The sequence below is a fragment of the Pseudomonas sp. MAG002Y genome (genome assembly GCF_019400845.1).
Taxonomy (GTDB): Bacteria; Pseudomonadota; Gammaproteobacteria; order Pseudomonadales; family Pseudomonadaceae; genus Chryseomonas; species Chryseomonas luteola.
Genome location: NZ_WOEJ01000010.1, coordinates 49,619 through 73,218 on the forward strand (window position 1 = coordinate 49,619; position 23,600 = coordinate 73,218).

Genomic DNA, 23,600 nt, shown 5'->3' on the forward strand with positions numbered 1-23,600 from the left:
AGAGTGCCTTAGAGTGGCGGTCATGTATGAGTCCTCGCACGTTCCGGATCTGCTATATCGGATCGTTCAAGATGCGATTGAGCGGGCGGTTCGACCAACGCTATTTTAGGGGTGTGTGCCGGTAACCAGCCTACCCAGGCAGGGAAGTGCCGAAGGAAGTGAAACACCAGCATGGTTTTGGCCAGGTGCCAGATGGTCTTGCGCGGCACCTTGGTCATGTCCACATGCTGACAATGCTGCGCCATGAGTTGTTCGAGCCGACCACGCAAGACCTGATTAAAGGCTCGGTCATGGAAGATGAGATTGGATTCGAGGTTAAGAGAAAGACTTAAGGGGTCCAGGTTGCTGGAGCCTACCGTAGCCCAGTAATCGTCCATCAGCGCCACCTTGCCATGCAGAGGGCGGCGGCAATATTCGTAGACTTCGACGCCCTCAGGTACAAGGTAGTTGTAAAGCATTCGTGCACCGACCTTCACGATCGGCATATCCGGTTCGCCCTGGACGATCAGTCTGACCTTCACGCCACGCCGGGCCGCGTCTCGCAGCTCACGCAACAGGCGGTAACCGGGAAAGAAATAGGCATTGGCAATGATGATTTCACGCTTGGCGCTTCGCATCATCTCGATATAGTGCTGCTCGATATCCGTACGATGCTCTTCGTTGTCTCGATAAACGAACAGCGCCTGTGCATCACCGGGGAAGTCGTTGCGAGCAGGCTCATTGCGGCGTCGACCCCACCAGCGACGAGGCTCTTCGCTGTTGCCCAGTGCCTCAAGGCTAAAGCGATGAATATCGGCTACGATAGGGCCTTCGACTTCTACTGCGTAGTCCTGCTTGGCCGTAGGACCAAAATCACCCAGATGATCAGCAGAAAAATTGATACCGCCAACAAAAGCGATCTCAGCATCAATGACAACGATCTTGCGATGAAGACGGCGGAAGAGGTTGGTCCTACGCCCCATGAAGAGAGGGCGCGGATCGTAAAAGCGGAAGCGAACACCGGCAAGCACGAGTTTATCAAGGAAGTCCTTGGTCAATTCCGCCGAACCGTAGCCATCCACCGTGACCTCAACGCGTACGCCACGCCGGGCTGCTTCTATCAATACACGGTGTAGCTCATTGCCTACCTTGTCTTCAAACAGAATGAAGGTTTCCAGTAGGATTTCCCGCTTGGCCTGGGAGATGGCTTCAAATACCCGGGGAAAGTATTCTTCACCATTCTCCAGGAGCTCAATTCGATTGCCGTCTCGCCATTGCGGGTTCATACACACAACTCCACAGCCAGCGGGGCATGATCGGACAGGTGAGACCAAGGGCGGTTGGATAAGACTTCAGGGGTACGCACCGTGAGGTTGCGTGTGTAGATCCGGTCCAATCGCAACATAGGCATACGCGCTGGGAATGTCTTGGCGTGTTGCCCGTTGGCGTTCAGAAATGCTTCCTCAAGCCCTGCACCTGCCTTGAGCACATCACTGGCGCGTTGGCGCCAATCATTGAAGTCGCCTGCAACAACCAGCGGCGCATCTTCCGGCAGATTTTCGATGAGCTTGCACATCAGTTTCAGCTGTTGCAGACGGTGGTTTTCCCTAAGCCCCAAATGACAACAGATCGCGTGGATATCAACGTCATGATCCGGAACGCGCAGCACACAATGCAGCAAGCCGCGCTTTTCCGGGCCGGTAATGGACACGTCAAGGTTCTGGTACGTCACGATCGGAAACTTGGACAGTACGGCGTTGCCATGGTGGCCATCCGGGTAAACCGCATTTCGCCCGTAGGCGAAATCGGTCCACATGGAATCAGCCAGAAACTCATACTGCGGCGCCGCTGGCCAGTTCTCGAAGCGCAACGGGTGCTTCTCGTGCGTACCCAACACTTCTTGCAGAAACACGAGATCAGCCGATGTCGTGCGCACTGCGTCACGCAGCTCCGGCAAGATGAACTTGCGGTTGAAGGACGTAAAGCCCTTATGCGTGTTGATAGTGAGGATCTTGAACGAGAAACCCTTTGTTGCGTTCGTCATGCTTGACGCTTCCTCCGTTTGGTTTGCTTGGTCAATTCGAACAACAGAAATGACCGTCCTGTTACTTGATAGACATCGCCAAACGCAAAGGTGTCGCCCGTTTCCAACAAATCAGGTTGATTAGTATCAACCTGCAAAACCCAGTGCTCACCTTGAGGCACTTGGGGCAGTGTGAAATCCACCATGTCGTAATGGGCATTTACGATCATCAGAAGCGACGTATCAGAGCCGGCACGGCGAATCCCCGTAGGTTGCGCACGACCGTCAAGCAGGATGCCCATGCAGCGATTGCTGCCGTCCTGCCACTGTTCCATGCCCATTTCTTCACCGCTGGGCATTAACCAGGTGACGTCCTTGATATCCAGCGCTTCGTTGTATACGCCAGTAAAGAAGCGGCTACGACGTAGTAACGGATACTTCATACGAAGCTCGATGAGTCGGCGCGTGAAGTCCTGGAGCTCAGCACTGCGTTCCTTGATATCCCAGTTTATCCAGCCGATTTCGCTGTCCTGGCAGTAGGCGTTGTTATTGCCGCCTTGCGTCCGCGCGAACTCATCGCCCGCCAACAGCATCGGTGTGCCTTGGGAGAAGAACAGGGTTGCCAGGAAATTACGCATCTGGCGGTAGCGCAGGTCAATGATTTCCGGATCGTCCGTTTCACCTTCTACGCCACAGTTCCAGGACAGGTTATTTGAATGGCCGTCGTTATTGCCCTCGCCATTGGCTTCGTTGTGCTTGTCGTTGTAGGACACTACATCGTTGAGGGTAAAGCCGTCGTGAGCAGTGACAAAGTTGACTGACGACGCCGGCTTGCGGCCACGCTGGTTGAATTGATCACCCGAGCCGAGAACGATCTTGGCAAAGTCGCCAAGTTTGTCGTCATCGCCTTTCCAGAAGGACCGTGCCGTATCGCGGAATTTATCGTTCCACTCCATCCAGCCGGGTGGGAAATTACCCACCTGATAGCCGCCTGGACCGCAGTCCCAGGGTTCGGCAACAAGCTTGAGCTGATTGAGTACCGGATCCTGACGGCAGGCATCGAGGAAACCGCCGCCTTCGTCGAAACCATGGGGTTCGCGGCCAAGAATGGTAGCAAGGTCAAAGCGGAAGCCATCCACACGCATCTCGGTTGCCCAATAGCGCAAGGAGTCAGTCACCATCTGCAATACGCAAGGGTGACTCATGTTGAGTGTATTACCCGTACCGGTATCGTTGATGTAATACCGGGGATTATCCGGCATCAGACGATAGTAACTGGCGTTATCGATCCCCTTGAGCGAGAGGGTCGGGCCCATCTCATTGCCTTCGGCTGTATGGTTGTAGACCACGTCGAGAATGACTTCAAGGCCGGCCTTGTGCATCCGCGCAACCATGATCTTGAACTCGCCGATGGATTGGCTGGCCATGTAGCGGGCATGAGGGGCAAAAAAGGCCAGGGTGTTATAGCCCCAGAAATTACGCAGCCCTTTCTCAAGCAGGTGGTTGTCATCCAGGAAGTAGTGGATGGGCATCAGCTCGACGGACGTCACACCTAGCGAACGGATGTAATCGACAACATCGCTTTCGTGGAACGCGGAGAATGTGCCGCGGGTGTTTTCCGGCACTGAAGGATGCTGCATGGTGAAACCACGGACATGGGTCTCGTAAAAGACAGTACGGTCCCACGGTACCTTGGGCTTCTCTGTAGTACCCCAGGTAAAGGCCGGATCGATCACGCGGCAGCGAGGCATATAAGGTGCACTGTCGCGTTCATCGAACGAAAGATCACCGTCAGGATGGCCAATGGTGTAACCAAACAACGCATCGTTCCACTCAAGCTCACCTACGATCTGCTTGGCATAGGGATCGATCAGTAGCTTGTTGTGGTTGAAGCGATGGCCTGCCTCTGGTTCATAGGGGCCGTGTACACGATAACCGTACAACGTCCCCGGACGTGCGTCAGGCAAGTAGCCGTGCCAGATCTCATTGGTGTACTCGGGCAGCTCGATGCGCTCGATCTCTTCAAGGGTATCCTGGTCAAACAGGCAAAGCTCAACCTTGGTAGCATGAGCCGAAAACAGGGCAAAGTTGACGCCGGAGCCGTCCCAGGTGGCTCCCAGGGGATAGGGCAGTCCTTCGCGAATGCGGGATGTCGTGCGGTTGACGAAAGCGTTTTGGGTCTTCTCAGAACTATCGCTAGGCTTGTTAGCGCTCATAGTAATCGACTCAGGTCTATGTCTTAGAGCTCAACCAGGTGCTGCCTGTATTGAGGTAACGGTACCGGCTCTATCTGGAGCGAGGCACTTTCAACCATCCGGTAACGTGATGTTTCCGGACCTTCTTGTACGTCATAGGTATAGAGGCTCCCGAATGCTGGCAGTTCCGAAAGGACGTGTGTCATGCCGGTTAGAGCGAAGCAGCGCAAGTTTCAATAAATAAATAGTTATTTTTATAAGGTTTCGTGTATAAGATTTGTAGAGTTATAAATTTCAGATTGAATTAAAAAGGCGGAAAAGAATATTCATTCTTTTCCGCCTTTTTAATTGTGATCCGTACAACTTAGTAACGAGTCAGAAGATCAACACCTTTTATTTAGAACCGCCCTTGCGGCCGGCTTCAGCTGCACGCTCACGGTCATTGGCAAAGTTGCCTCCGCTATTACGGCCACCTTTACGTCCGGCCTCGGCCGCTCTTTCACGATCATTGGCAAAATTACCAGGATTGTTGTTCTTGGCAGTCATGAATTTACCCTCACGTTGGTTTCTGGAAATAGCAGTTATTACCGCTATTAACTGCTAACCCTTCACTGTATGGGATAGCCTCATGAGGCTACGGTTCACCCGCTAGAGCCCACGGCTGACGAGCGGTCCAGGCCTTTTTTGGATGCTCATCGCTTGCTTAAATGGTAGGTTGAGAACATTACCTGCAAATAGATGGCGCATGGTAAGACCTATTTATTTGAGTCTTAACTGATTAATTAAAATCCGCCGTGTGTGGATTGGCATTTAGTTGGCAGCAATTAGGCTCGGAAGTTAGCCAGCCGTCTAGATCGCGTGGTTCAAACTCAATGCAGCTAGGCATCTTAGCAGGATTGTCACTTACGATCGGGTCAGGTTGAGGAACTTCAGGACGGTGTGCCATGGCATCAATTCTCATAGGATTAAAATTACACCCGAACACCTTGAATCGAGTGCTGGAATTGATACGCAGAGGGAAGGCTAGTTCCAGCCTTTTATCGGCTGTTGATAGTATCCAGATAAAAGGTATATGGCCTTTTGATATATAAGCAGAGCCACATATCAAAGAGAAAAGTGTTTACCCCTTCTGCTAGTAGCAGAAGGGGCAGAGACATTAAGGCAGGACTTACTCTTTAGGTACGGCCTTGGCACGCGGAGCACGGGGCTTCTTGGGCGCTGCAGCGGCAGCTGTAGTTTTTTCGACCGGAGGCTTTTCAGTCTTGGGCTTGACGGCTTCCTTGACCTTTTCGACCGCTTTTTCGGCCAGCGAGGCAGCCTTGGGCTTGGTTGCACGAGGCTTCTTGGGCTTGGCTACAGGCGCTGCTGCAGCTTCAGGCGCTACACCTTGCTGCTGCTCGGCTTCATAGAGCTTGGTAGCCATTTCCCAATGGCGATGCTCTTGATGAGCAGGGCGACCTTCGGACTCCCAAATCTGGTAGGCGAGCTGCTGAATGCGTTCGGTGCGTTGACTCATTATAATGTCTCTCCTTGTGACAGGTCTTGTGTAATCAATAAACCAAGAGGAAAGCTCGCAAGAAGCTCGCTTAATGAAAGTTCACTCTGTTTCACATGGACAGATGAATGGCTGAAAGTTTCCGTAAAAATTTGATCGATGAACTGTTTTGGCACTTTTACAGAGGTGTCCTGCCATGCTGATGCCTCAAAAGAGGGAATAGGGTTCTCCCCAATGAAGCGCCAAACGCGCAGCGGTACAATAATGATAGCGGCCTTGCCCTGATACTCACGGGCGAATGCCAGTACGTGGCTCGCCTGTGCTCCCGAGACTTCCAGCGGTATGTACTGGCCCTTGAGAAATACATCCGCATGGGAGGTACGAGCCGCCAGGGTTCTTGCAATCACACTCTGCTTAACGCGGCCATCCTTCCAGCTGGAAAGCAGCTCTGCCGGGGCCTTGGCCTCTTTCAGCGCAGCGATGCGAGGCGGGTAGTCCACCGGGCGGCGGTTGTCAGGCTCGACCAGACTCAGATCCCAGAAGTCACATCCCTGATAGAGGTCCGGTATACCGGGTGCGGTCATTCTAAGCACCGTCTGGGTCATGCCGTTCAGCGCACCTGCAGGAGCGATACGGGCTACCGTCTCGACAATTTCCTTACGAAGTGCCCCACCTTTTTCACCGGTGATCAATTGTTCCAGGAAATTACGGCACGCTGCTTCGTATTCGGTATTGGGCGTCCACCAGTCTGACTCAAGCTTCTCTTCACGTAAGGCTTTTTCCTGCCAGGGCAGGAGACGATCCAGATACGCCTGAAGCCCCTGCTTGTCATCGGCTACCAGATCAAGCGGCCAGCTGGCCAGCAGGGTTTGGTAGAGCATCAGCTCATCACCCGGGGTAGGGGCAGGCTTGTCAGCAAAGGTTCCCCGCAGCGTTGAACCCATCTCCAACCAGCGGGTTGCGGCCTGGGTATAGAGATCAGCCATTTCGGAGATGACTGCGAGGCGTGCTCGTGTGTCTTCGCCGCGTTTGTGGTCATGGGTCGCGGTAGTCAGCATGTTGCGTGGGAACTGCTCGGACCGCAGTTTGCTGCTTGCATGGAACTCTTCTATGCTCTGGCTGAAGTTTTGTGGGTCGAACCCTACATCGTTGCGCGAGAGCAGAGCGCCTGAGCGGTAACAGGAGGTGTCTTCCACGGCCTTGGCTGCAACAGGTGAGGTCAGCTGCTGGAACTTGGTAATAGCGCGACGCTGCTCGCGACGTGCCACGCTACCCACCGGCTGACGGCAGGGAGCCTTGCCACCCAACCATTCATGCAGCAGTTCCAGTACTGGTAGCTCGGCTTCCGAAAGATTGGGGCGCGCACCGTCTACGGCCTTCTGGAAGAACTTTTCATCCTCGCCAGTAAAGCCAGCCACGCTGGCGTAAGTGCGGTAAACCGGGAAGTAGGTAATCAGCTCAAGCAAGACGCGCCTAATGGAACCCAGGCTGATGTCACGGGTACGCCAGTCCTGCTGAGCCACAACATGCAAGGTATGCGCAGTGGATTCGAATTCACTGGCCAGTGCAGTAGTCACCACGAGGCGGCGCGCCTCACGAACTTCTTCCATGAAGTCGGCTGGGCGTCCGGTCTTTTCAGCCCAGAATTCGTTCAGAGGTTTTTCGCCGGCCGGATCATGCATAACCCCCGACACTTCGTTCATGAACTCATAGCCGGTGGTGCCGTCAATGCCCCAGTCGCCACGCAGGTGCTCGCCCTCGGCAAGGATCTTCTCCACATAGATGGGGAAGCCGCCTTCAGGTGTGCCGTTGGGACGGCTCTGGCAGATCGTATCGATCTGTCGACGCAGCTTACGGCAATAGCCACGGGGATTGGCCAGACCGTCGATATGGTCCAGGCGCAGACCGTCGATCAAGCCTTCGCCGATCAGTCGGAAAATCATGGCATGCAGCGCGTCGAAGACCTCGGGGCGCTCCATGCGCAGGCCACCCAATTCGGTGATATCGAAGAAGCGGCGCCAGTTGATATCGTCGGAAGCGGTACGCCAGCTTGCCAGGCGGTAATGTTGACGCTCCAGCAGCGCATGCAGACGCTCGTGATTGGCCGCGTCGCTTGCATCGAAAGCTGCTAGGCATTGGTCCAGCGCTGCCTTGACTGCAGGGCTCTGACGAGCACTTTCTGCCAACTGGGTAACGGCCTCGTTGGCGCCTTCACGGTCACCCTCGCGGGCCTCGAACGCATCGGCAAACAGGCGCAACTCGGAGGCATCGCTTGCGCGTAGGATATCGGCGTAAGTAGGCGGTGAAATAGGGAAATGGTGCGCGTAGTACTCGACCCGGAAACCGTCTTCCTCATCAAATACCAGCTTCAACTCACCGGCCTGCAGGATGTCACCATAAGCGCCACCCAGGAAAGGCAGCAGTAGCTGACCATGCAATTCAGGGTCGGGGCTGTACCAATTGATGTCGTAGAATTTAGCGTATGGGCTATGGCGTCCCCATTTGAGCACATCCAGCCACCACGCATTCTCCGATCCGCCCACGCTCATGTGGTTGGGTACAAAGTCGACGATCAGTCCCATGCCACGCTCGCGCAGACGGGCAACCAAACGGCGCAGGGCCTCTTCACCGCCCAATTCAGGATTGACACGGGTAGGGTCCACAACGTCATAGCCGTGAACCGAGCCGGCTCTGGCCGTGGTGATGGGGGAGGCATAGATATGACTGATGCCCAGGTCGGCAAAATAATCGACCAGGGGAATGGCATCGTCCAGGGTAAAGTCCTTGTGAAACTGCAGGCGAACAGTCGCGCGCACTGGGCTCATGATGAGTGGCTCTCCGCTTCTTGACGGGCTGCCGCCAGTAACTGCAGGCGACGCTTGGGGGTTTCGTTATTGAGTAGGGTGCTGGCCTGATCCGGCCAGCGACGGCGCCAATTGGGGTGGCTATCAATGGTGCCGGGCAGGTTGGCTTGTTCTTCCAGGCCCAGGGCATCTTCAACCGGCAGGATAACCAGCGGTGCCGGTGTTCTACCGATATGGCTTATGCAGGCATCCACAGCCGCTTTGGCGCTATCAGGGCTGGTATCTTTCAGGCCCAATGTCTTGGCCAGGCGCTGGCGATCCTCTGCACGCTTCTGCTTTTCTTTTTCTTCGGTGGTGTCTTCCGCCAACTGTTCCAGCCGGGCCTGCCATTCGACATCACGCGCAATCCACCAGCCAGTCATGGTAGGAAGATCGTGCGTCGTGGTCATGGCGATGGAGGTATTGTTCCAATCTTCGATCTCTTTGAAGTTCTGGTCCTCGTCGCGCTCAAACATCAGCACTTGCATGCCCATGATGGACTTTTCCATCAGATGCTCACGAAACCCTTCCGGTACGGTGCCCAAGTCTTCACCCATGACAATGCATTCGTTACGCCAGGACTCGATCGCCACCAGACGAAGCATGTCTTGAATGGGATAAGACAGATAGGCGCCATCGGCCGGTGAGGCGCCCTCGGGCACCAGCCACAGTCGTTGCAGACCCATCACATGGTCGATACGTACACCGCCTGCGTGGGCAAAATTCGCCTTGAGCATTTCAAGGAATGCCCGAAAGCCGTGGCGCTGCAAACCAGACGGCGAGAATGCAGAGATGCCCCAGCCCTGGCCGCGCTGGTTAAGCAGGTCGGGTGGCGCTCCTACGCTGACGGATGACAGCAGCTCTTCCTGCCGGCTCCAGGCCTGACTGCCGCCGCCATCGGCGCCTACGGCAATATCAGCAACAAGGCCGATTTTCATACCTGACGCTTGGGCAGCCTTTTGCGCGCTTTCCAGGCCGCGGGCGGCCAGCCACTGCGTGAACGCGTAAAACTCCACGTCTTGTGCATGAGTTTCCGCAAACGTGGCGACGGCAGGGTTTTGAGGATCCTGATATTCCTTTGGCCAGTGCTGCCAGCTGGGCGCCGCGGTACCATGGGCAAAGGATGCGTGTAGCGCTTCGAACCGGCAGTGGTTTTCCAGCGCTTCGCCACCCTGTTGGCGGAAGGCCTTGAAATCATCCTGCAACTCACCGCTTTTCACGCGGAAGTCCATGTGCAGCGCCCTGAGTACACGCAGGCGAGTCTTGGCTACGGCAGGCCAGTCGACCATCTCCAGTCCTTCCAGGCGGGACCACTCCTGCGCCAGACCAGTCTTGTCCAAGGCGTGCTGTAGCGCTTCCTCACCCAGAATCGCGGCAGGAGAAGCATTCAGAATATTGAGAAACATCCGGCTGGAGGGTGAATAGGGGCTGTAACGATTGCCGTCAGCACTGAACATGGCATGCAGCGGGCTGATAGCAACCGCATCGGCGCCCAGCTCTGCCGCCGAGCGGACAAACTCTTCGAGCGCCTTGAGATCACCCAGGCCACCGTCCCCGGGACGACGCAGGCTATACACCTGCACGGCCAAACCCCAGGTTCGCGGTTCGGGTTTACCCAGGGCATCGGCAATGCTGTAGCAGCGCTCGGGTGCGATCGCTAGGGTGACCTGCTGTTCACCTATTTTCAGGGTGTGATAGCCCATGGTGTCGATGGGCGCGAGTTGGCCGTTCCCGTCCACCTTGCCGGTCACGCTGCTACCCGATTCAAGGGTAAGCGCATAGGTCTGTCCAGCCTTGAACTGACCTGTCCGGCCGACAGGCTTGTTGCAGTCTCCGGTAATGAGGGGAGGAAGGTTTTCGCTGTCTTCCAGCTCATCCAGTTTGGCCAGGCTGGCCTTGATGTCCGCCTCCGAATCTGCGGGCAAGCCAAGCGCGGCGAGCAGACTACACAAGGCCTCATCCGATACCTGTTGAGGCGTGCCGTCGTAGGCATCCCAGTGAATGGAGATGCCGGCTTTTTCTGCCAGTGCGTGCAGTTGGTCAGAATCGTTCATTGAGCATCCTCCAGCCAGGCGAGGGCGGTATGCCCAGCCAGTTGGCCTTGTTCGCGCTCGGAGAGACCGCTATCCGTGCTGGCGAAGAGCAGTCGACCCGGTTGCTTGGCATCGACAGAAACGGCTTGCTCGCTCAGGTTGATTTCCAACGTAAGGCGGGCACCATCACCCAGCGTCCAGCAGGCGGTGACCGCCTTTTCGCCTAACGCTTTAGCCTCTGCCGGACGAGCACCAGGCAGACGCGGAATAATCTCCTGATGGCGAATCTCGAGAAGCTTTTTGTAGAGTCCGACCCACAAGGCATGATCTGGCTGGTCCGCTTCTCCAAAATTGGGCTTCGAATCTTCAAAGGTGGTAACCGCATTAGGGTCCGGGATCTTTTCCCGGTTTTCCTCATGGGTGAAAAATTCGAAATCCTTGAACTCGTTGCGGCGACCGTCTCTTACCAGCTTGGCTAACTCTTCGTTATGACTGGTAAAGAACAGGAAGGGCTGCCGGCTACCCCATTCCTCACCAATGAAGAGCAGTGGAATCATGGGGCTGAGCAGCAAGAGAGTCGTAGCGGCTTTTAGAGCATTCTCTGGGGCGAGAAGGGTCAGGCGTTCACCAAGGGCACGGTTGCCAATCTGGTCGTGGTTCTGCAGGAAGATGACAAAGGCCGTTGGTTGCAGATGGCTGCTCGGCTCCCCGCGCCCCTTGCCGTGGCGAGTGTCTTCGCCCTGGTAGATAAAGCCCTCGCTCAGGCAACGAACCAGCTTGGCAGTGGCGTCTTGGGTGAAGTCCTGGTAGTACCCTTCGTTCTCACCGGTAATCATGGGATGAATCACATTGTGCCAGTCATCCGCCCACTGCCCATCGTAATGTACGCCGCCCAGGAGGGAGGCGGTGTTGTCCTCGTTTTCCAGAACGAGATGCACATGGCGACCCGGCTCGACCGTTGAGCGAATCTCGTCTGCCATTTCCATGAGGAAACCCTTGTCACCAATGGCATGGACCGCATCGAAGCGCAGGCCGTCGAAGCGGTATTCCATCAGCCACATCAGGGCATTGTCCTTGAAATAGCTGCGTACGGCCTGTTGACGGAAGTCGATGGCTGCACCCCAGGGCGTGTGGATGTCTTCACGGAAGAATTTTTCGGCATAGGCGTGCAGGTAGTTGCCGTCCGGGCCGAAGTGGTTGTAGACCACATCAAGGAACACCATAAGACCATGCTCATGGGCCGTATCGATCATGGCCTTGAGATCTTCAGGCGTGCCGTAGGAGGATTCCACGGCGTAGGGCAGCACACCGTCATAACCCCAGTTGCGACCGCCAGGGAATTCGCTCAGCGGCATCAGCTCGATGGCCGTGACTCCGAGTGCAGCCAGCTTGGGCAGAATATCTGCAACGCCTTTGAATCCACCCAGCGTACCGACGTGGACCTCGTAGATAACACTCTCGTGCCAGGGGCGGCCGCTCCATTGGGTATGACGCCATTCATAGGTATGCGGATCAATGACAATGCTGGCTTCATGTACGTCACCCGCCTGGGCCCGGGACGCAGGATCGGGAACCAGAAGGTCACCGATACGATAGCGGTAGCGTGTGCCGACACCACAGGCGGCTTCAGCGCTAAACCAACCCCCATCGAGGGCTTGCATGGGAACAATCATGCCGCCATCTAGCACTACGTCGACAGCCGTGGCGCTGGGGGCCCAGAAACAGAATTGGGTACGATTGTCGGAGAGAAGAGTGGCGCCAGCCGTGCATTGCCAGGCGTAGCGGTTATTTTTGGACGGGCGTGACAAGTCCTTCATGCGTTCTGTCTCCCAGTGGAGGGCAGGGTAAGGCACGTGGGTGCAGGTTCGGTTTGTGGTGCGCGCTCCCGCCATGAAGGCGGGAGTGTTCTTTCTATGACCAGAAAGATGGCGCTAAAGTTGAATCAGATCGCAGCTTGTTCCTGACGAACTTTAGAAAGCAGCGATTGATAGAGCTCATCGTACGGCTGAGCGCTCTGAGACCAGTAGAACGGGCCATTCATGGCGCGTCGACGCATGGCTTGCAACAGATCCTTACGCTCGAACACTTCGAACGCACGATCAATGGACTTCGTGTAGCTCTCCAGGGTGTGCTTGTCGAACAGGAAACCGGTAACACCGTCTTCGATACTGTCTGCCAGACCACCTGTACGGCGTGCAATCGGCAGAGAGGCAAAGCGCTGCGCATACATCTGGCTCAAGCCACAAGGCTCGAAGCGAGAGGGCATCAACAGGAAGTCGCTGCCTGCGAACATGCGGCGAGCTTCGGTCTCACAGAAACCTACGTGTACGCCAACACGACCCTTGTAGCGCTTGGACAGCTCATTCACTGCGCGCTCGACCGCAGGCTCTCCGCAACCAATGATCACCAATTGGCCACCGCGAGAGACGATGTGGTCAACTGCTTCAATGGTCAGATCGATACCTTTTTGGTGCACCAAGCGGGAAACGACTGCGAACAGAGGGCCTTCAGAGGCTTCAAGACCAAAATCTTCACGGATACGGTCTGCATTGGCCCGCTTGCCTGCCCAGTCATAGGGAGAAAAGCTCTGGCACAAATGCGGGTCATTGCAAGGATCCCAGCCCTCGTCGATTCCGTTGAGGATTCCGGACAGCTTGCCCTGCTTGGCCTTGACCTGAAGCAGACCTTCCAGCCCACAACCAAACTCGGGTGTGGTGATTTCCTTGGCATAAGTCTGGCTTACCGTCGTAATGTGACTGGCGTAGCTCAAGCCTGCCTTGAGAAAGGAGATCTTGCCGTAATACTCAAGACCGTCAATGGAAAACGCTTCGGCCGGGATACCGAGGTCTGCCATGCAGTAACGGGGGAACACACCTTGATAGGCCAGGTTGTGAATGGTCATCACTGACGGTGTTTTCAGTCCGCGCCACTGCACATAACCTGCGGCCAGGCCTGTCTGCCAGTCATTCAGGTGCAGGAGATCAGGGCACCAGCGAATAGACGCTGTGCCTGCTGCCAGATCCGCTGCCGCTGAAGCCAGTCGACCAAAGCGGATGTGGTTGTCGACCCAGTCAGCGCCATGGGTATCGGCATAAGGCGTACCCGGACGCTCGTAGAGTTCGGGGCAGACCAGCACATAAATCACGAGACCGTCTTCCTGATCGACACGGGCGATGTCGCAGGCAGGCATGGCAGCCAGAGCCGGAATACGTCCGACAATCTGCATTTCGTCACGGATGGCATCCATGACAGGACGATAGCCGGGAATAAGAACCCGGACGTCATGCTTAGAGGACAACGCGCGTGGCAGGGCAGCGGAGACTTCTCCCAGGCCGCCAGCTTTTACGAAATCGGTAATCTCGGGTGTTACAAACAAAATACGCTTACGTGTTTCAACGACTGAGCTCAGCTTGAGCTGGCGCTCGTCGGTTTGAGTAGGGAAGCGATTGGCATTGCGCACTTCTGCTGAGTTCGCAGCTACAAGCGTTTCAAATTTCCCCACAACGGCATTTGCCATATTGCGCTCCCAAAAAGCAGTAATGACTGAGGTTTGCCCAATGAACGCTTCTCGTCGAAGCCGACATACCGATCAAAAACGTCCACAGCCATGCTGCTTACAGCCCCCTGGCGACGTCCCCCTGTAAGGGACTGGACAAAGGGCATTGCAAGGTTGCGCCCGATAGTCCAGTCTGCATAAAAGATGACCTGCGCCAGCTCGCCTAAGTTTCCTGGTTGGGTATGCACATTTGACGAACGTGCTAGAACCGTGCCGCTTCTGGTGGGCTGGAAATAAAGCACGCCCCTGTAGCTTTAGCGAAGATCGTTACAATTACGCGACAGTACTCTGCGTAATCGCCTTAAATTCAGATTTCAGGCTGTCTAGCTGGCGTGTTGTGCATTTCGTCGGATCCTGAGTGGGGCCGTTTGATTTGCGTACCCACTTCCGCACGCAGCTGAGGCAAACACTCCGGAAATTCCCGATTTACGAAGGCAATCAGGCGCTCACGTACATGGCAGCGCAGATCCCAATTTTTGGACGAGTCTGGAGAGGTAACGAGGACGCGTAGCTGTATGGCTCTGTCCGAAGCATCCGTAACTTGCAAGACGCACACACGGCCATCCCACAAATGGGGCACTTCGTTGCACACACGCTCCAATTCAGCGCGTATCGGCTCCATCGGAAGCGAATAGTCCACCCACATGAAGACCGATCCCATGAGGCTGGAATTGGTGCGGGTCCAGTTCTGAAAAGGCTTCTCGATAAAGTACTGCAGGGGTACTACCAAGCGACGATCATCCCAGATCCGTACCACGACATAGGTTCCGGTAATCTCTTCAACCCGGCCCCATTCCCCCTCGACAATCACAACATCATCGATCCGAATGGGTTGGGTCACGGCAATCTGCAGACCGGCAATGAGATTGCCCAATACAGGTCGTGCCGCGATACCCGCTACAATACCGGCCACACCAGCGGAAGCGAGCAGACTGGCGCCGATTTGCCTGACCTCGGGAAACGTCATCAGCATGGATGACAGGCCTACCAGAAATACGACAAAACCCAGACTGCGCACCATGACGCGCGTCTGGGTCTGAATGCGTCTGGCGCGAAGGTTATCTTCGATATTGACCGGGTGACGGATGGAAATGGTCGCGCCAATGGCTTTTACGCACCGTAAACCCAGCCAGGTAAACGCAGCGATTGTGATCAGAGCCGTCAGGTGCCTAAAGCCACCAATCAGGGGCAGGGTATCAGGCGCTGAACCCAATACACCTTGCAAAGCTATCAGCGGAATCAGCAGGCGGGCAGGGCGCTCGGAGTAGCGGATCAGTGTCTGGGCCAGCAAAAAAGGGCGCGCGATTCGTTTAAGTACAGTAGAAATAACCAGTACGGCAATACTGGCGATCGCCATCGAAACACATGCCGCGACCAGAGTAGCCAGCCACGGAGAGGAGAGAAATGTCGACCAGTCGATGGACATCATCCAGAGTCCTTAGGAATCAAAAAGCCGCGAAGCGCGGCTTTATCGGCTGATTCAGTCGGTGGGTTTAAAGCGAAGTAGGACTTTCAGGCGGAAGGGGGGTGTTATCAACACTACCGGCATCAGCGTCGTTAGCGGCTTGAATAGTTTGAATACGTGCCACAGCAGACACATTGCGCGCATAGCTGCGGGTGATATCGATGATCATCATGGCATCTCACCTCAATGCTGCAAGGAACTTGGACCTGGTCGCGCTGATGATTCAGCGCTTGTCAATTCCGACTGGGCTTCTCGGGTTCTGGTTCCCCAGCTGCCCAGTTAGAGCGGTTTTAGCAGCTGAGCGGTAATTATTCGCTAATAATACCAGCCCATTAGTAGCTTATATTAAGCGGCCCTCCTGACCATATGAAGTATTCAAGACAGGCATCAAAAACAGTCACCAGCACGCGACAGAGCAGTTAATAAACCGAAGTGGAATTAAAGCTTTAGGCAATGGTGCCTGTTGAAATAGCCAAACGGCAATTTAGTGCTAAAAATTAAAGAAACTCCCTGATTCAAGGGAGGTGCGTACCAAGATAAAAGGTGCTTTGCCGACTGATGTTTATGCGTGCCTCCGATATCGCTAATCGTGTTTCTTCTTCACGGAATGCCTTGTTGTCCGCCCCGTGGCGTCTGGTGCTGATTTACTCCGTTCTGAGTATTGTTTGGATCATCGGCACATCGATGCTTATCAAGCATTTGCAGCTGCCGGAGTGGAGCTACACCTTTCGGGCGCTGGTATTCGTTTTGTTCACGGCAATCAGTGGGTGGTGGTTTACCAAGCGGCTAACCCAGATTGCTATCCATACCCAACGCCTGATTAGCGAGTCAGAAGGGGATTACAGGGCTCTCTTCGAAATACACCCTGCACCGATGTGGCTCTACGATAAGAACAGCCTTGCGATTGTTAAAGCAAACGAGGCCGCCTGCAGAGTTTATGGATACAGTGCTGCCCAGTTCGCCCAGTTGAAAGTCATTGATTTATATGCCCCGGAAGAAAAGGACGAATTATCTGCTCTTTCTCATAATCCTGGGGTCGCAAGCCAGCAACTATCAGGGATTCGCAGGCATGTATGCCGATCGGGAGCTGCCCTGGATGTGGATGTTCTCTGTCATGAACACATTTTCAAGCATGAGCCTTACGGACTGCTGATGGCGCAAAATGTCAGCGCACATTTCGAACTCGAAAAAAAGCTGGCCCATAGTTTGAAGCAGCTTGAGTTGGCGCAACACATTGGCATGATGGGCTACTGGGAACGAGATCTTGTTTCTCATGCCATTCATTGGTCGCCTGAGCTCTATTCGATCCTCGATCTGGATCCTCAGCAGGATGAGCTTACCTTCGAGCGATTTCTGTCCCTTATTCATCGGGATGATCGCGCACGTATGGTCAGGGTCTACCAGGAAGCAGTAGCCGCCGGACAGACGACCCATGAATACCGGGTTACACGTGGAAATGGTGAGCTTCGTCATGTGTTTGAGCGTGCCCATGTACTGGAGGACGAACGGGGCCACGCTAAAGCACTATTCGGTACGTTTATCGACGTTTCGGAAATCAAGATAGCGGAGCAGGCGCTGGCCCGGCAGCAGAAGCGTTATGAGCATATGATCGATAGCCTTCCGGAAGGCGTTCTAATCATCCGTCAGGGACGTGTTACTTATGCCAATAATGCGGCCTGTCATATGTTTGGTGGACAGTCTGGCGCCGGGCTGAACGCGCTCGATATCAGCCAGTGTTTTCATTCCGATTACCGGGACCGTGAAGTGGATCGGTTGAATGCCTTACATAAAGGCCTGACGCAGGAGCAATCGTTTCGCCATATGAAACTGTTGCGCCTGGATGGATCGGTGTTTGAGGCTGAACTGGCTGAAATCCTTCTTGAAGAGCATGGACAGCGGGATGTGCAATTGCTGATCCGCGATATCAGCCAAGCATCCCAGATGCGTCACGATCTTGAAACAGCCAACAAGAGCCTACAACGTCTGTCTCAGCGACTAATCGAGGTACAGGAGCTTGAGCGCCGGCAGCTGGCTCGTGACCTACACGATGACATCGGTCAGCAGCTAACGGGAATCAAACTGCATCTGCAGCGGCTTGTACGCAAACTTGACCATGGGTCGGAAATCAGGACATTGGCCACCGATCTCAGCCAGAGTGTAGATGATGCTTTGGCCAAGGTCAGGAGTCTTTCCTTGTCCCTTCATCCACTCCAGCTTGAGACCCTGGGGTTGGAGGCAGCCGTGCGCTGGCATCTCTCTCAATTTCTGGGCGCCGCACACACGCAGTGGGAACTAAACGTCGAGGGCAGGCTGGACAACTTGTCAGCCAATATATCGGTCGTTGCCTTCAGGCTCATTCAGGAAGCTGTCAATAATGTTGCCAAGCACTCACAAGCGGCTTCTGTCAGGATCAACCTGAGCCACGACGCTGGGCAGCTGAGACTGGAAGTCTTGGATGACGGATGCGGCTTTGATGTGGGTAAAGCCTCTCAGGAGGCTCGAAGCCTTGGACTGACCAGCATGCATGAGCGTGTAGCTTCGTTGAAGGGAAGCGTCCGAATTTCAAGCATACCGGGGTTGGGCACACGTATCGCAGCGGTGCTGCCTGTCTCTGATTCGTTGTAATAAGGGGAATAAGGTTTGGTAAAACGTGTAGCGCTCATTGACGATCATGCCTTGGTCAGGGCGGGACTGCGGTCTCTGGTAGAGGATCAACCCGGCTATGAGGTTGTGGCTGAGGGAGGTGATGGCTCGGAGGTAGAAGCCATTCTTCGGGATCACAAACCTGACATCCTCCTGCTGGATATCAGCATGAAGCACCTCAGTGGTCTGGATGCCTTGCGTCAGTGGCGTGAGCAATATCCTGATGTTCAGATTCTTATGTTGTCGATGCATGCTACACCGGATTATGTCCTGGCGGCCTTGCGTCTGGGCGCACGTGGCTACCTGCTAAAGGACGCTGCTGCACAGGAGCTTGATCTGGCATTGCAAGCGTTGGCTCGCAACGAGTCTTATTTGAGTCCTGGCATTGCCCAGACGGTCATCCAGTCGGCTATCGTTGAGGGGCGGCCCCGAGAGAGCGGTAGCGGCAGCTCGGTCCTGACCCCAAGGCAGACGGAAATCCTGCGGTTGATAGCCCGTGGCTGTTCAACGCGTGATATTGCCCAAGGGTTGGGGCTGAGCGTGAAAACCGTCGATACGCATCGTGCCCAAATCATGGATCGTCTTGATTTACATGATGTGCCCTCACTGGTCCTGTATGCCGTACGTAAAGGCCTGATCAGCCCTGACGACTGATAGCGAGCTGACCTAGGGAATTTCCTGATAGTCAGAGAAGGGTGGGTTTCGCACACTAAGTCACTGACTATTAAAAGAGTGTCCTATGTCTTCGCTTTCCTCCCAGGCCGATCGCTTTCTGGAACAGTACCTGGCGCGCCATCCTGCAACCGGCGATAGGGCTGCTTCGTTTTCGGTGACCCATTCATGGGCGCTCTGCCTGGGTGCTGCTGTCCTCAGCCTGCTATGCCTGAGTATGGGGCAGCTTGAGGCTGCGCTCCTTGTCTGGGGTTGCGTCCTTGTGCTGGCGGCCCTGAAGCGGTTGCTCTGGCAGGTATTGGGCACCTGCGCGCTGGTTACTCTGGCAGGCTGTCTGGTCTGGTATGTGATTGATCCTCATCCGTTCGACGTCGATGTCCATCTCGTTATCGTTTGTGGATTGGTCGTTTCTGTCATTTCCCTGGTGGGTCATGTGGCGCGCCTGAACGTCACTGTCCGCCAATTGCAGGCTCGTAATCATCTTCTTACCCAGTTCAGCACGATATTGACCGAGGAGCCTGACGTCTGCCTGAAGGAAATTGATCTCAACGGGCGACTGCTGAGCATAAACGCCTCGGGCAGGGCATTGATGGATGTTTGTGATGCCGAGTCGATTCATGGCGCCCAGTGGTTGAGTTTCTGGAAGGATGAATGGGCTGAGCAGGCGCGGTACGCGTTTGATCAGGCCTGTCTTGGCGCGACAGGACGTTTCATGGGGCTGTGCAACACGCTCTCGGGCAGCCCGAAATGGTGGGATGTGCTCATTCTGCCTGTTCGAGGGCCGAGAGGAGAGATTCAAACACTGCTGACGTTTTCATGGGATGTTACGGAGGCTCAGCAGAACGCAAAAAGTCTCCAGGCTGCTCACGATGAATTCGATGCATTACTGAATAACCTTGATGAGGGGGTGTACCGCCTCGATCAGGAATGGCGCTTCATCCAGGTCAACGACATGGCCGAAGTGCTGCTCAGGCGATCACGCACAGATCTGGTGGGCTCTTACATCTGGGATCTTTATCCTGACGAGGAGGATCGTGAACTCGGAGCCGCTTATCGAGATGTGATGTACTCAGGCTTTCCCCGTCACTTCGAGTTTTACTTCAAACCGTTCCAGCAATGGCATCGCGTTAGCGCCTACCCGCGCCCTAACGGCATTACCGTATTTTTCAGCGATATCAGCTCCGATGTGGCCAGCGTGCAGCAAAGCCAGACAACCGAGACGCGGTTACGCCTGGCTCAGGAAATCGGACGTTTTGCCGACTGGCAGTTCGATTTGTCGACACGTGAACTCATTTTGTCTGAACAGGCGGTACAGCTTGCAGGAATCCCTATGGAAGCCGGCGGCTCGCATCAGGATGAGCTGATGAGGCACATTCACCCAGAGGATCGACTGGGCTTGGTCTCTTCCTTGCTGGATCTGACCGAAGGCAAGAGCGCTTTGAGTGTTTCCGCGCGCCTGAAGGTTATGGGTCGATCAGAGGCCTGGAGAGCGTTTCAATTCGCAGGCGTCGTGCTTCGGCCTAAAGCCCATCCTCAGGGACTTCTGGTCGGATGCATGCAGGATATAACCTTTCAGAAGCAGCGAGAGCAACGTCTGATCCAGGCAGAGGTTTTCACGCGCGCCATCCTTGATGCGCTGCCACAACTGGTATGCGTGCTGGATGAATCTGGCAGTGTCATTACTGTTAACCAGGCCTGGACCCATTTCATCGATACGAATCCCTCGCGCTGGGAGTGGCCAAATACGGGGGCGAACTATCTGGAGTTTTGTGCAACCATGGCCCAGCGGGGTGATGTAATGGCTCAAACGGTACTGGCCAAGCTCACCTCGCTGCTGGACGGTGAAGGCGACCCCTTCAGCCTGGAGTTCAGAATGGATCTGGGCAGAGAGGTTCGTGCGTTTCACATGTATGCCTTGCTCATGGATACCGAGCGGAAACAGATTCTGATCGTCCATGAGGATGTTACTGAGACAGACCGTTTACAGCGGGCACTGAATATCCAGGCTCAGCGTCTTAAGTTGATTTATGACGGATCGAACGACGGCTTATGGGAATGGATGCCGCAGCGTAAGGTGCTTTATCTGTCAGAGCGTTTTATCGAGTTGACTGGTAAGACTGTTGAAGGCGAACAGCCATTTCCCCAATGGCTGATTGACCATGCTCACCCGGATGACGCCGAAGCACTGGCATCTGCCCTGAAGGAGCATCTGGTAGAGGATGAGCCCTTCGATCTTGAACTGCGCCTGAATACAGTCAGGGGGTGGCATTGGTTCAGAATCCGTGGCAAGGCCGAGCGAGAAGGGGATGTATTGGTACGCTTTGCAGGCTCGCTGATGGATATCGGCCTTCAGCGGGATCTTTTGATACAGCTTCAGGACAGTGAGGCGCGATTCAGGGAAATGGTGGAGTTTCTTCCTCATGTCTTTTGGGTCTATGACACTGTTCGGGAAAAGATCAGTTATGTAAGCCCTGCCTTTCAGAAGATATGGGGACACTCGCCAGAGCTGCTTTACCAGGACGCCACACAGTGGATCAGCCTGGTTTATCAGGATGATCAACCATTGGTTGAGCAGTTCCATAACGAGGTGATTCGGCGTCACCAGTCTGCCGAAGCGGAGTACCGCTCAATCGATGCGCAGGGCAATCTGCTCTGGATACGAAATAAGGCTTTCCCTTTTCCAAATGCTCAGGGGGAGGTCGCTCGTATCGTCGGGATCGCCGAAGATGTTACTGAGGCCCGTACTTACCAGGAGCAGCTTTATGCAGCTGCACATTTCGATAGTTTGAGCGGGCTGCCCAATAGGGTCATGTTTCATAAACGCCTGGAGGAGCAGTGCGCTCAGGCTGCGAAAGGTAACCGTGAGTTCTCGGTACTGTTTATCGCGCTTGACCGTATCAAGTGGGTCCAACAATGCCTGGGACAACGCCTGCGCGATGAGCTGGTCAACCAGATCTCCGAGCGTTTTCAGTTAGTCTTGGGAACCAGAGGATATCTAGCGTGCCTGGCCGATGACGAGTTCGCGGTGCTATTGAGCCGAGAAGGGGAAATGGCGGTTGTCCACGAAGTCATCAACGCTTTGCTGCAATCGCTTGAGCAACATTTCCCGCTTGGTGCTGAGTCGATACGACTAACAGGCTGCATTGGTGTAGCTCAGTATCCATCGGACGGTGAAACGGCTGAGCAACTGGTCAAAAATGCCAATGCCGCCGTGTACGCAGTGCAAAAATCGGGACGCAGCGGCCATCAGTTCTTCAATCAGGGCTTGCTCAAGCATAGCTTCGATACGCTCAAACTCGAGGCAGAGCTTAGTCGCGCCATTGAGCATAAAGAGTTTGTGCTGTACTACCAGCCCAAAGTGAGTATGGCTGATCAAGAGATATGTGGAGCGGAAGCCTTGATTCGCTGGGAGCATCCGGCCCATGGGTTGTTGAGTCCGCTACGCTTCATTTCGTTGCTTGAGGAAACCGGCCTGATCGTACCTGTTGGGCTATGGTGCATCGATCAGGCACTGGCGCAGTTGGCGCAATGGCAGTCCCGAGGGCTGGACCGCTTTGTAATGGCTGTGAACCTGTCATTTAGGCAATTGCAACCGGGTTTGTGTGAACAGATCAGTGCAAGCCTGGAGCGTCATGGAATCGAGCCAGACTGCCTAGAGTTGGAGCTGACCGAATCTATTATGCCTGAGCCTGGCAGCGAGTCGAGCGCCATCATCAATGGTCTGAAAGCCCTAGGCGTTCGGATTGCAGTGGACGATTTTGGAACCGGATATTCCACGCTGGGCAGCCTGCGTTCCTTTGTACCTGACACGCTGAAAATCGATCGCTGCTTTCTCAATGAAATAATTAGCAGTGCGTCTGATCGGGCAATCGTCAAAAGTGTCATTGAAATGGCACACGCTTTATCCATGACCGTTGTCGCTGAAGGCATCGAGACGTTGGATCAACAGCATTTGCTAGAAGAGCTGAACTGCGACCAGATGCAGGGATTTCTGATCAGCCCTCCGGTAGCCGCTGTCGTATTCGAACGAGAGCACATTGCCATTAGGTGATTTGCCTAGTCCATTCGTCTTGCATGTTTAAAGCCGCTCTTCCAAGAAGAGCGGCTTTTTCTTTGGAGGTTTCGTCGCTGCTGCCCTTTGATTCTGCCATTCATCCTGAAACTTTAGCCGCTTGGTGGCTTAGATATTTCAGGTTTTTTCCTAGGAAAAGCGAGCGTCTTATCTCAGGTTCCGCCCGATAGTTTCAATTACTTGACGACGGTTAAATAGTCGTGCCGTGGATGTCAGGCGAGCCGAAGTGTTTCGGCCTACATCAGACAGGCCGCACGCTTTGGAGTGAGCAGGAGCCACCCAGCTGCGTATGCATCCATTTATCAATGAAACCATCGCTCGTAGTTGAGGACCCCTTCATGGCCCTGGTCAAGAAACCCACCACGCCTTCCGCCGCGGCTGAAAAAGTCGTATCCCGTACCGTTGCCCGTGATGCTGAGGCACAGCGCAAGCGCGCCCGCACACTGGCCAAGCAGCAGCAGGCAGCTGAACGTATTGCTGCTGCGACCAATCAGCTGTCTACAGGCGTGAATGAAGCCGCTTCTGCTGCAGAAGAGCTCAAGCGTGCTGCCGATCAAATCGCCAGCGGTGCAGAGGAAGCGTCCGGCGCTGCTCAGCAGTCCCTAAAAGCTTTCGAGATCGTAG

General features: G+C 54.8%; 13 protein-coding genes and 1 pseudogene. 3 read left to right on the forward strand and 11 right to left on the reverse strand.

Annotated features, from left to right (window positions below; all coding sequences use genetic code 11):
- Positions 1-20: 20 nt before the first annotated feature.
- From clsB to GM154_RS15390, 11 genes and pseudogenes are all read right to left on the reverse strand, one after another.
- Positions 21-1,265: a cardiolipin synthase ClsB gene (gene clsB / locus GM154_RS15340; protein ID WP_219652685.1), complete on the reverse strand. Its 1,245-nt coding sequence runs from the start codon at positions 1,263-1,265 to the stop codon at positions 21-23.
- Positions 1,262-2,023 (reverse strand): endonuclease/exonuclease/phosphatase family protein, encoded by a 762-nt coding sequence (locus GM154_RS15345; protein ID WP_019365610.1) that lies wholly within the window; start codon positions 2,021-2,023, stop codon positions 1,262-1,264. The genes clsB and GM154_RS15345 overlap by 4 nt, the downstream gene beginning before the upstream one ends.
- Positions 2,020-4,218, reverse strand: a complete 2,199-nt coding sequence (gene glgX, locus GM154_RS15350; protein ID WP_010798370.1) for a glycogen debranching protein GlgX — start codon at positions 4,216-4,218, stop codon at positions 2,020-2,022. The genes GM154_RS15345 and glgX overlap by 4 nt, the downstream gene beginning before the upstream one ends.
- A gap of 372 nt (positions 4,219-4,590) precedes the next feature.
- Positions 4,591-4,719, reverse strand: a pseudogene (locus tag GM154_RS15355) (general stress protein); the annotation flags it as partial.
- Between the two features lie 646 nt (positions 4,720-5,365).
- Positions 5,366-5,713 (reverse strand): DUF2934 domain-containing protein, encoded by a 348-nt coding sequence (locus GM154_RS15360; protein ID WP_019365612.1) that lies wholly within the window; start codon positions 5,711-5,713, stop codon positions 5,366-5,368.
- Entirely contained in the window at positions 5,713-8,517 is a 2,805-nt protein-coding gene (gene treY, locus GM154_RS15365) for a malto-oligosyltrehalose synthase (RefSeq protein ID WP_219652686.1), read from the reverse strand. Before treY ends, GM154_RS15360 begins: the two co-directional genes overlap by 1 nt.
- The gene (gene malQ / locus GM154_RS15370) at positions 8,514-10,589 is read right to left on the reverse strand and encodes a 4-alpha-glucanotransferase (RefSeq protein WP_219652687.1); all 2,076 of its coding nucleotides are present in this window, start codon (positions 10,587-10,589) and stop codon (positions 8,514-8,516) included. The genes treY and malQ overlap by 4 nt, the downstream gene beginning before the upstream one ends.
- A complete protein-coding gene (treZ, locus tag GM154_RS15375; RefSeq protein WP_219652688.1) occupies positions 10,586-12,385 on the reverse strand; it encodes a malto-oligosyltrehalose trehalohydrolase in 1,800 nt (599 codons plus the stop codon). Before treZ ends, malQ begins: the two co-directional genes overlap by 4 nt.
- Before the next feature lie 125 nt (positions 12,386-12,510).
- A complete protein-coding gene (glgA, locus tag GM154_RS15380; RefSeq protein ID WP_258019859.1) occupies positions 12,511-14,085 on the reverse strand; it encodes a glycogen synthase GlgA in 1,575 nt (524 codons plus the stop codon).
- Positions 14,086-14,431: 346 nt separating this feature from the next.
- On the reverse strand, positions 14,432-15,553 hold the full coding sequence (locus GM154_RS15385) for a mechanosensitive ion channel family protein (RefSeq protein ID WP_219652689.1): 1,122 nt from the start codon (positions 15,551-15,553) through the stop codon (positions 14,432-14,434).
- A gap of 64 nt (positions 15,554-15,617) precedes the next feature.
- Positions 15,618-15,761 carry a hypothetical protein gene (locus GM154_RS15390; protein ID WP_010798360.1) on the reverse strand — a complete coding sequence of 48 codons (144 nt, stop codon included), beginning with the start codon at positions 15,759-15,761 and terminating at the stop codon, positions 15,618-15,620.
- A 386-nt stretch (positions 15,762-16,147) separates the two neighbouring features.
- Between GM154_RS15390 and GM154_RS15395 the strand changes: the two genes are divergently transcribed.
- From GM154_RS15395 to GM154_RS15405, 3 genes are all read left to right on the forward strand, one after another.
- The gene (locus tag GM154_RS15395; protein ID WP_219652690.1) at positions 16,148-18,214 is read left to right on the forward strand and encodes a PAS domain S-box protein; all 2,067 of its coding nucleotides are present in this window, start codon (positions 16,148-16,150) and stop codon (positions 18,212-18,214) included.
- 15 nt (positions 18,215-18,229) lie between these two features.
- The gene (locus GM154_RS15400) at positions 18,230-18,886 is read left to right on the forward strand and encodes a response regulator transcription factor (protein WP_219652691.1); all 657 of its coding nucleotides are present in this window, start codon (positions 18,230-18,232) and stop codon (positions 18,884-18,886) included.
- Positions 18,887-18,971: 85 nt separating this feature from the next.
- A complete protein-coding gene (locus GM154_RS15405; protein WP_219652692.1) occupies positions 18,972-22,955 on the forward strand; it encodes an EAL domain-containing protein in 3,984 nt (1,327 codons plus the stop codon).
- The last annotated feature ends 645 nt before the right edge of the window (positions 22,956-23,600 follow it).

Bases quoted from the DNA above. Each gene is read 5' to 3' on its own strand.
- GM154_RS15385 (WP_219652689.1), bottom strand. From the start codon at position 15,553: ATGATGTCCATCGACTGGTCGACATTTCTCTCCTCTCCGTGGCTGGCT.
- GM154_RS15405 (WP_219652692.1), top strand. From the start codon at position 18,972: ATGTCTTCGCTTTCCTCCCAGGCCGATCGCTTTCTGGAACAGTACCTG.
- GM154_RS15390 (WP_010798360.1), bottom strand. From the start codon at position 15,761: ATGATGATCATCGATATCACCCGCAGCTATGCGCGCAATGTGTCTGCT.
- malQ (WP_219652687.1), bottom strand. From the start codon at position 10,589: ATGAACGATTCTGACCAACTGCACGCACTGGCAGAAAAAGCCGGCATC.
- GM154_RS15395 (WP_219652690.1), top strand. From the start codon at position 16,148: ATGTTTATGCGTGCCTCCGATATCGCTAATCGTGTTTCTTCTTCACGG.
- glgX (WP_010798370.1), bottom strand. From the start codon at position 4,218: ATGAGCGCTAACAAGCCTAGCGATAGTTCTGAGAAGACCCAAAACGCT.
- treY (WP_219652686.1), bottom strand. From the start codon at position 8,517: ATGAGCCCAGTGCGCGCGACTGTTCGCCTGCAGTTTCACAAGGACTTT.
- GM154_RS15360 (WP_019365612.1), bottom strand. From the start codon at position 5,713: ATGAGTCAACGCACCGAACGCATTCAGCAGCTCGCCTACCAGATTTGG.
- GM154_RS15345 (WP_019365610.1), bottom strand. From the start codon at position 2,023: ATGACGAACGCAACAAAGGGTTTCTCGTTCAAGATCCTCACTATCAAC.
- clsB (WP_219652685.1), bottom strand. From the start codon at position 1,265: ATGAACCCGCAATGGCGAGACGGCAATCGAATTGAGCTCCTGGAGAAT.
- glgA (WP_258019859.1), bottom strand. From the start codon at position 14,085: ATGGCAAATGCCGTTGTGGGGAAATTTGAAACGCTTGTAGCTGCGAAC.
- treZ (WP_219652688.1), bottom strand. From the start codon at position 12,385: ATGAAGGACTTGTCACGCCCGTCCAAAAATAACCGCTACGCCTGGCAA.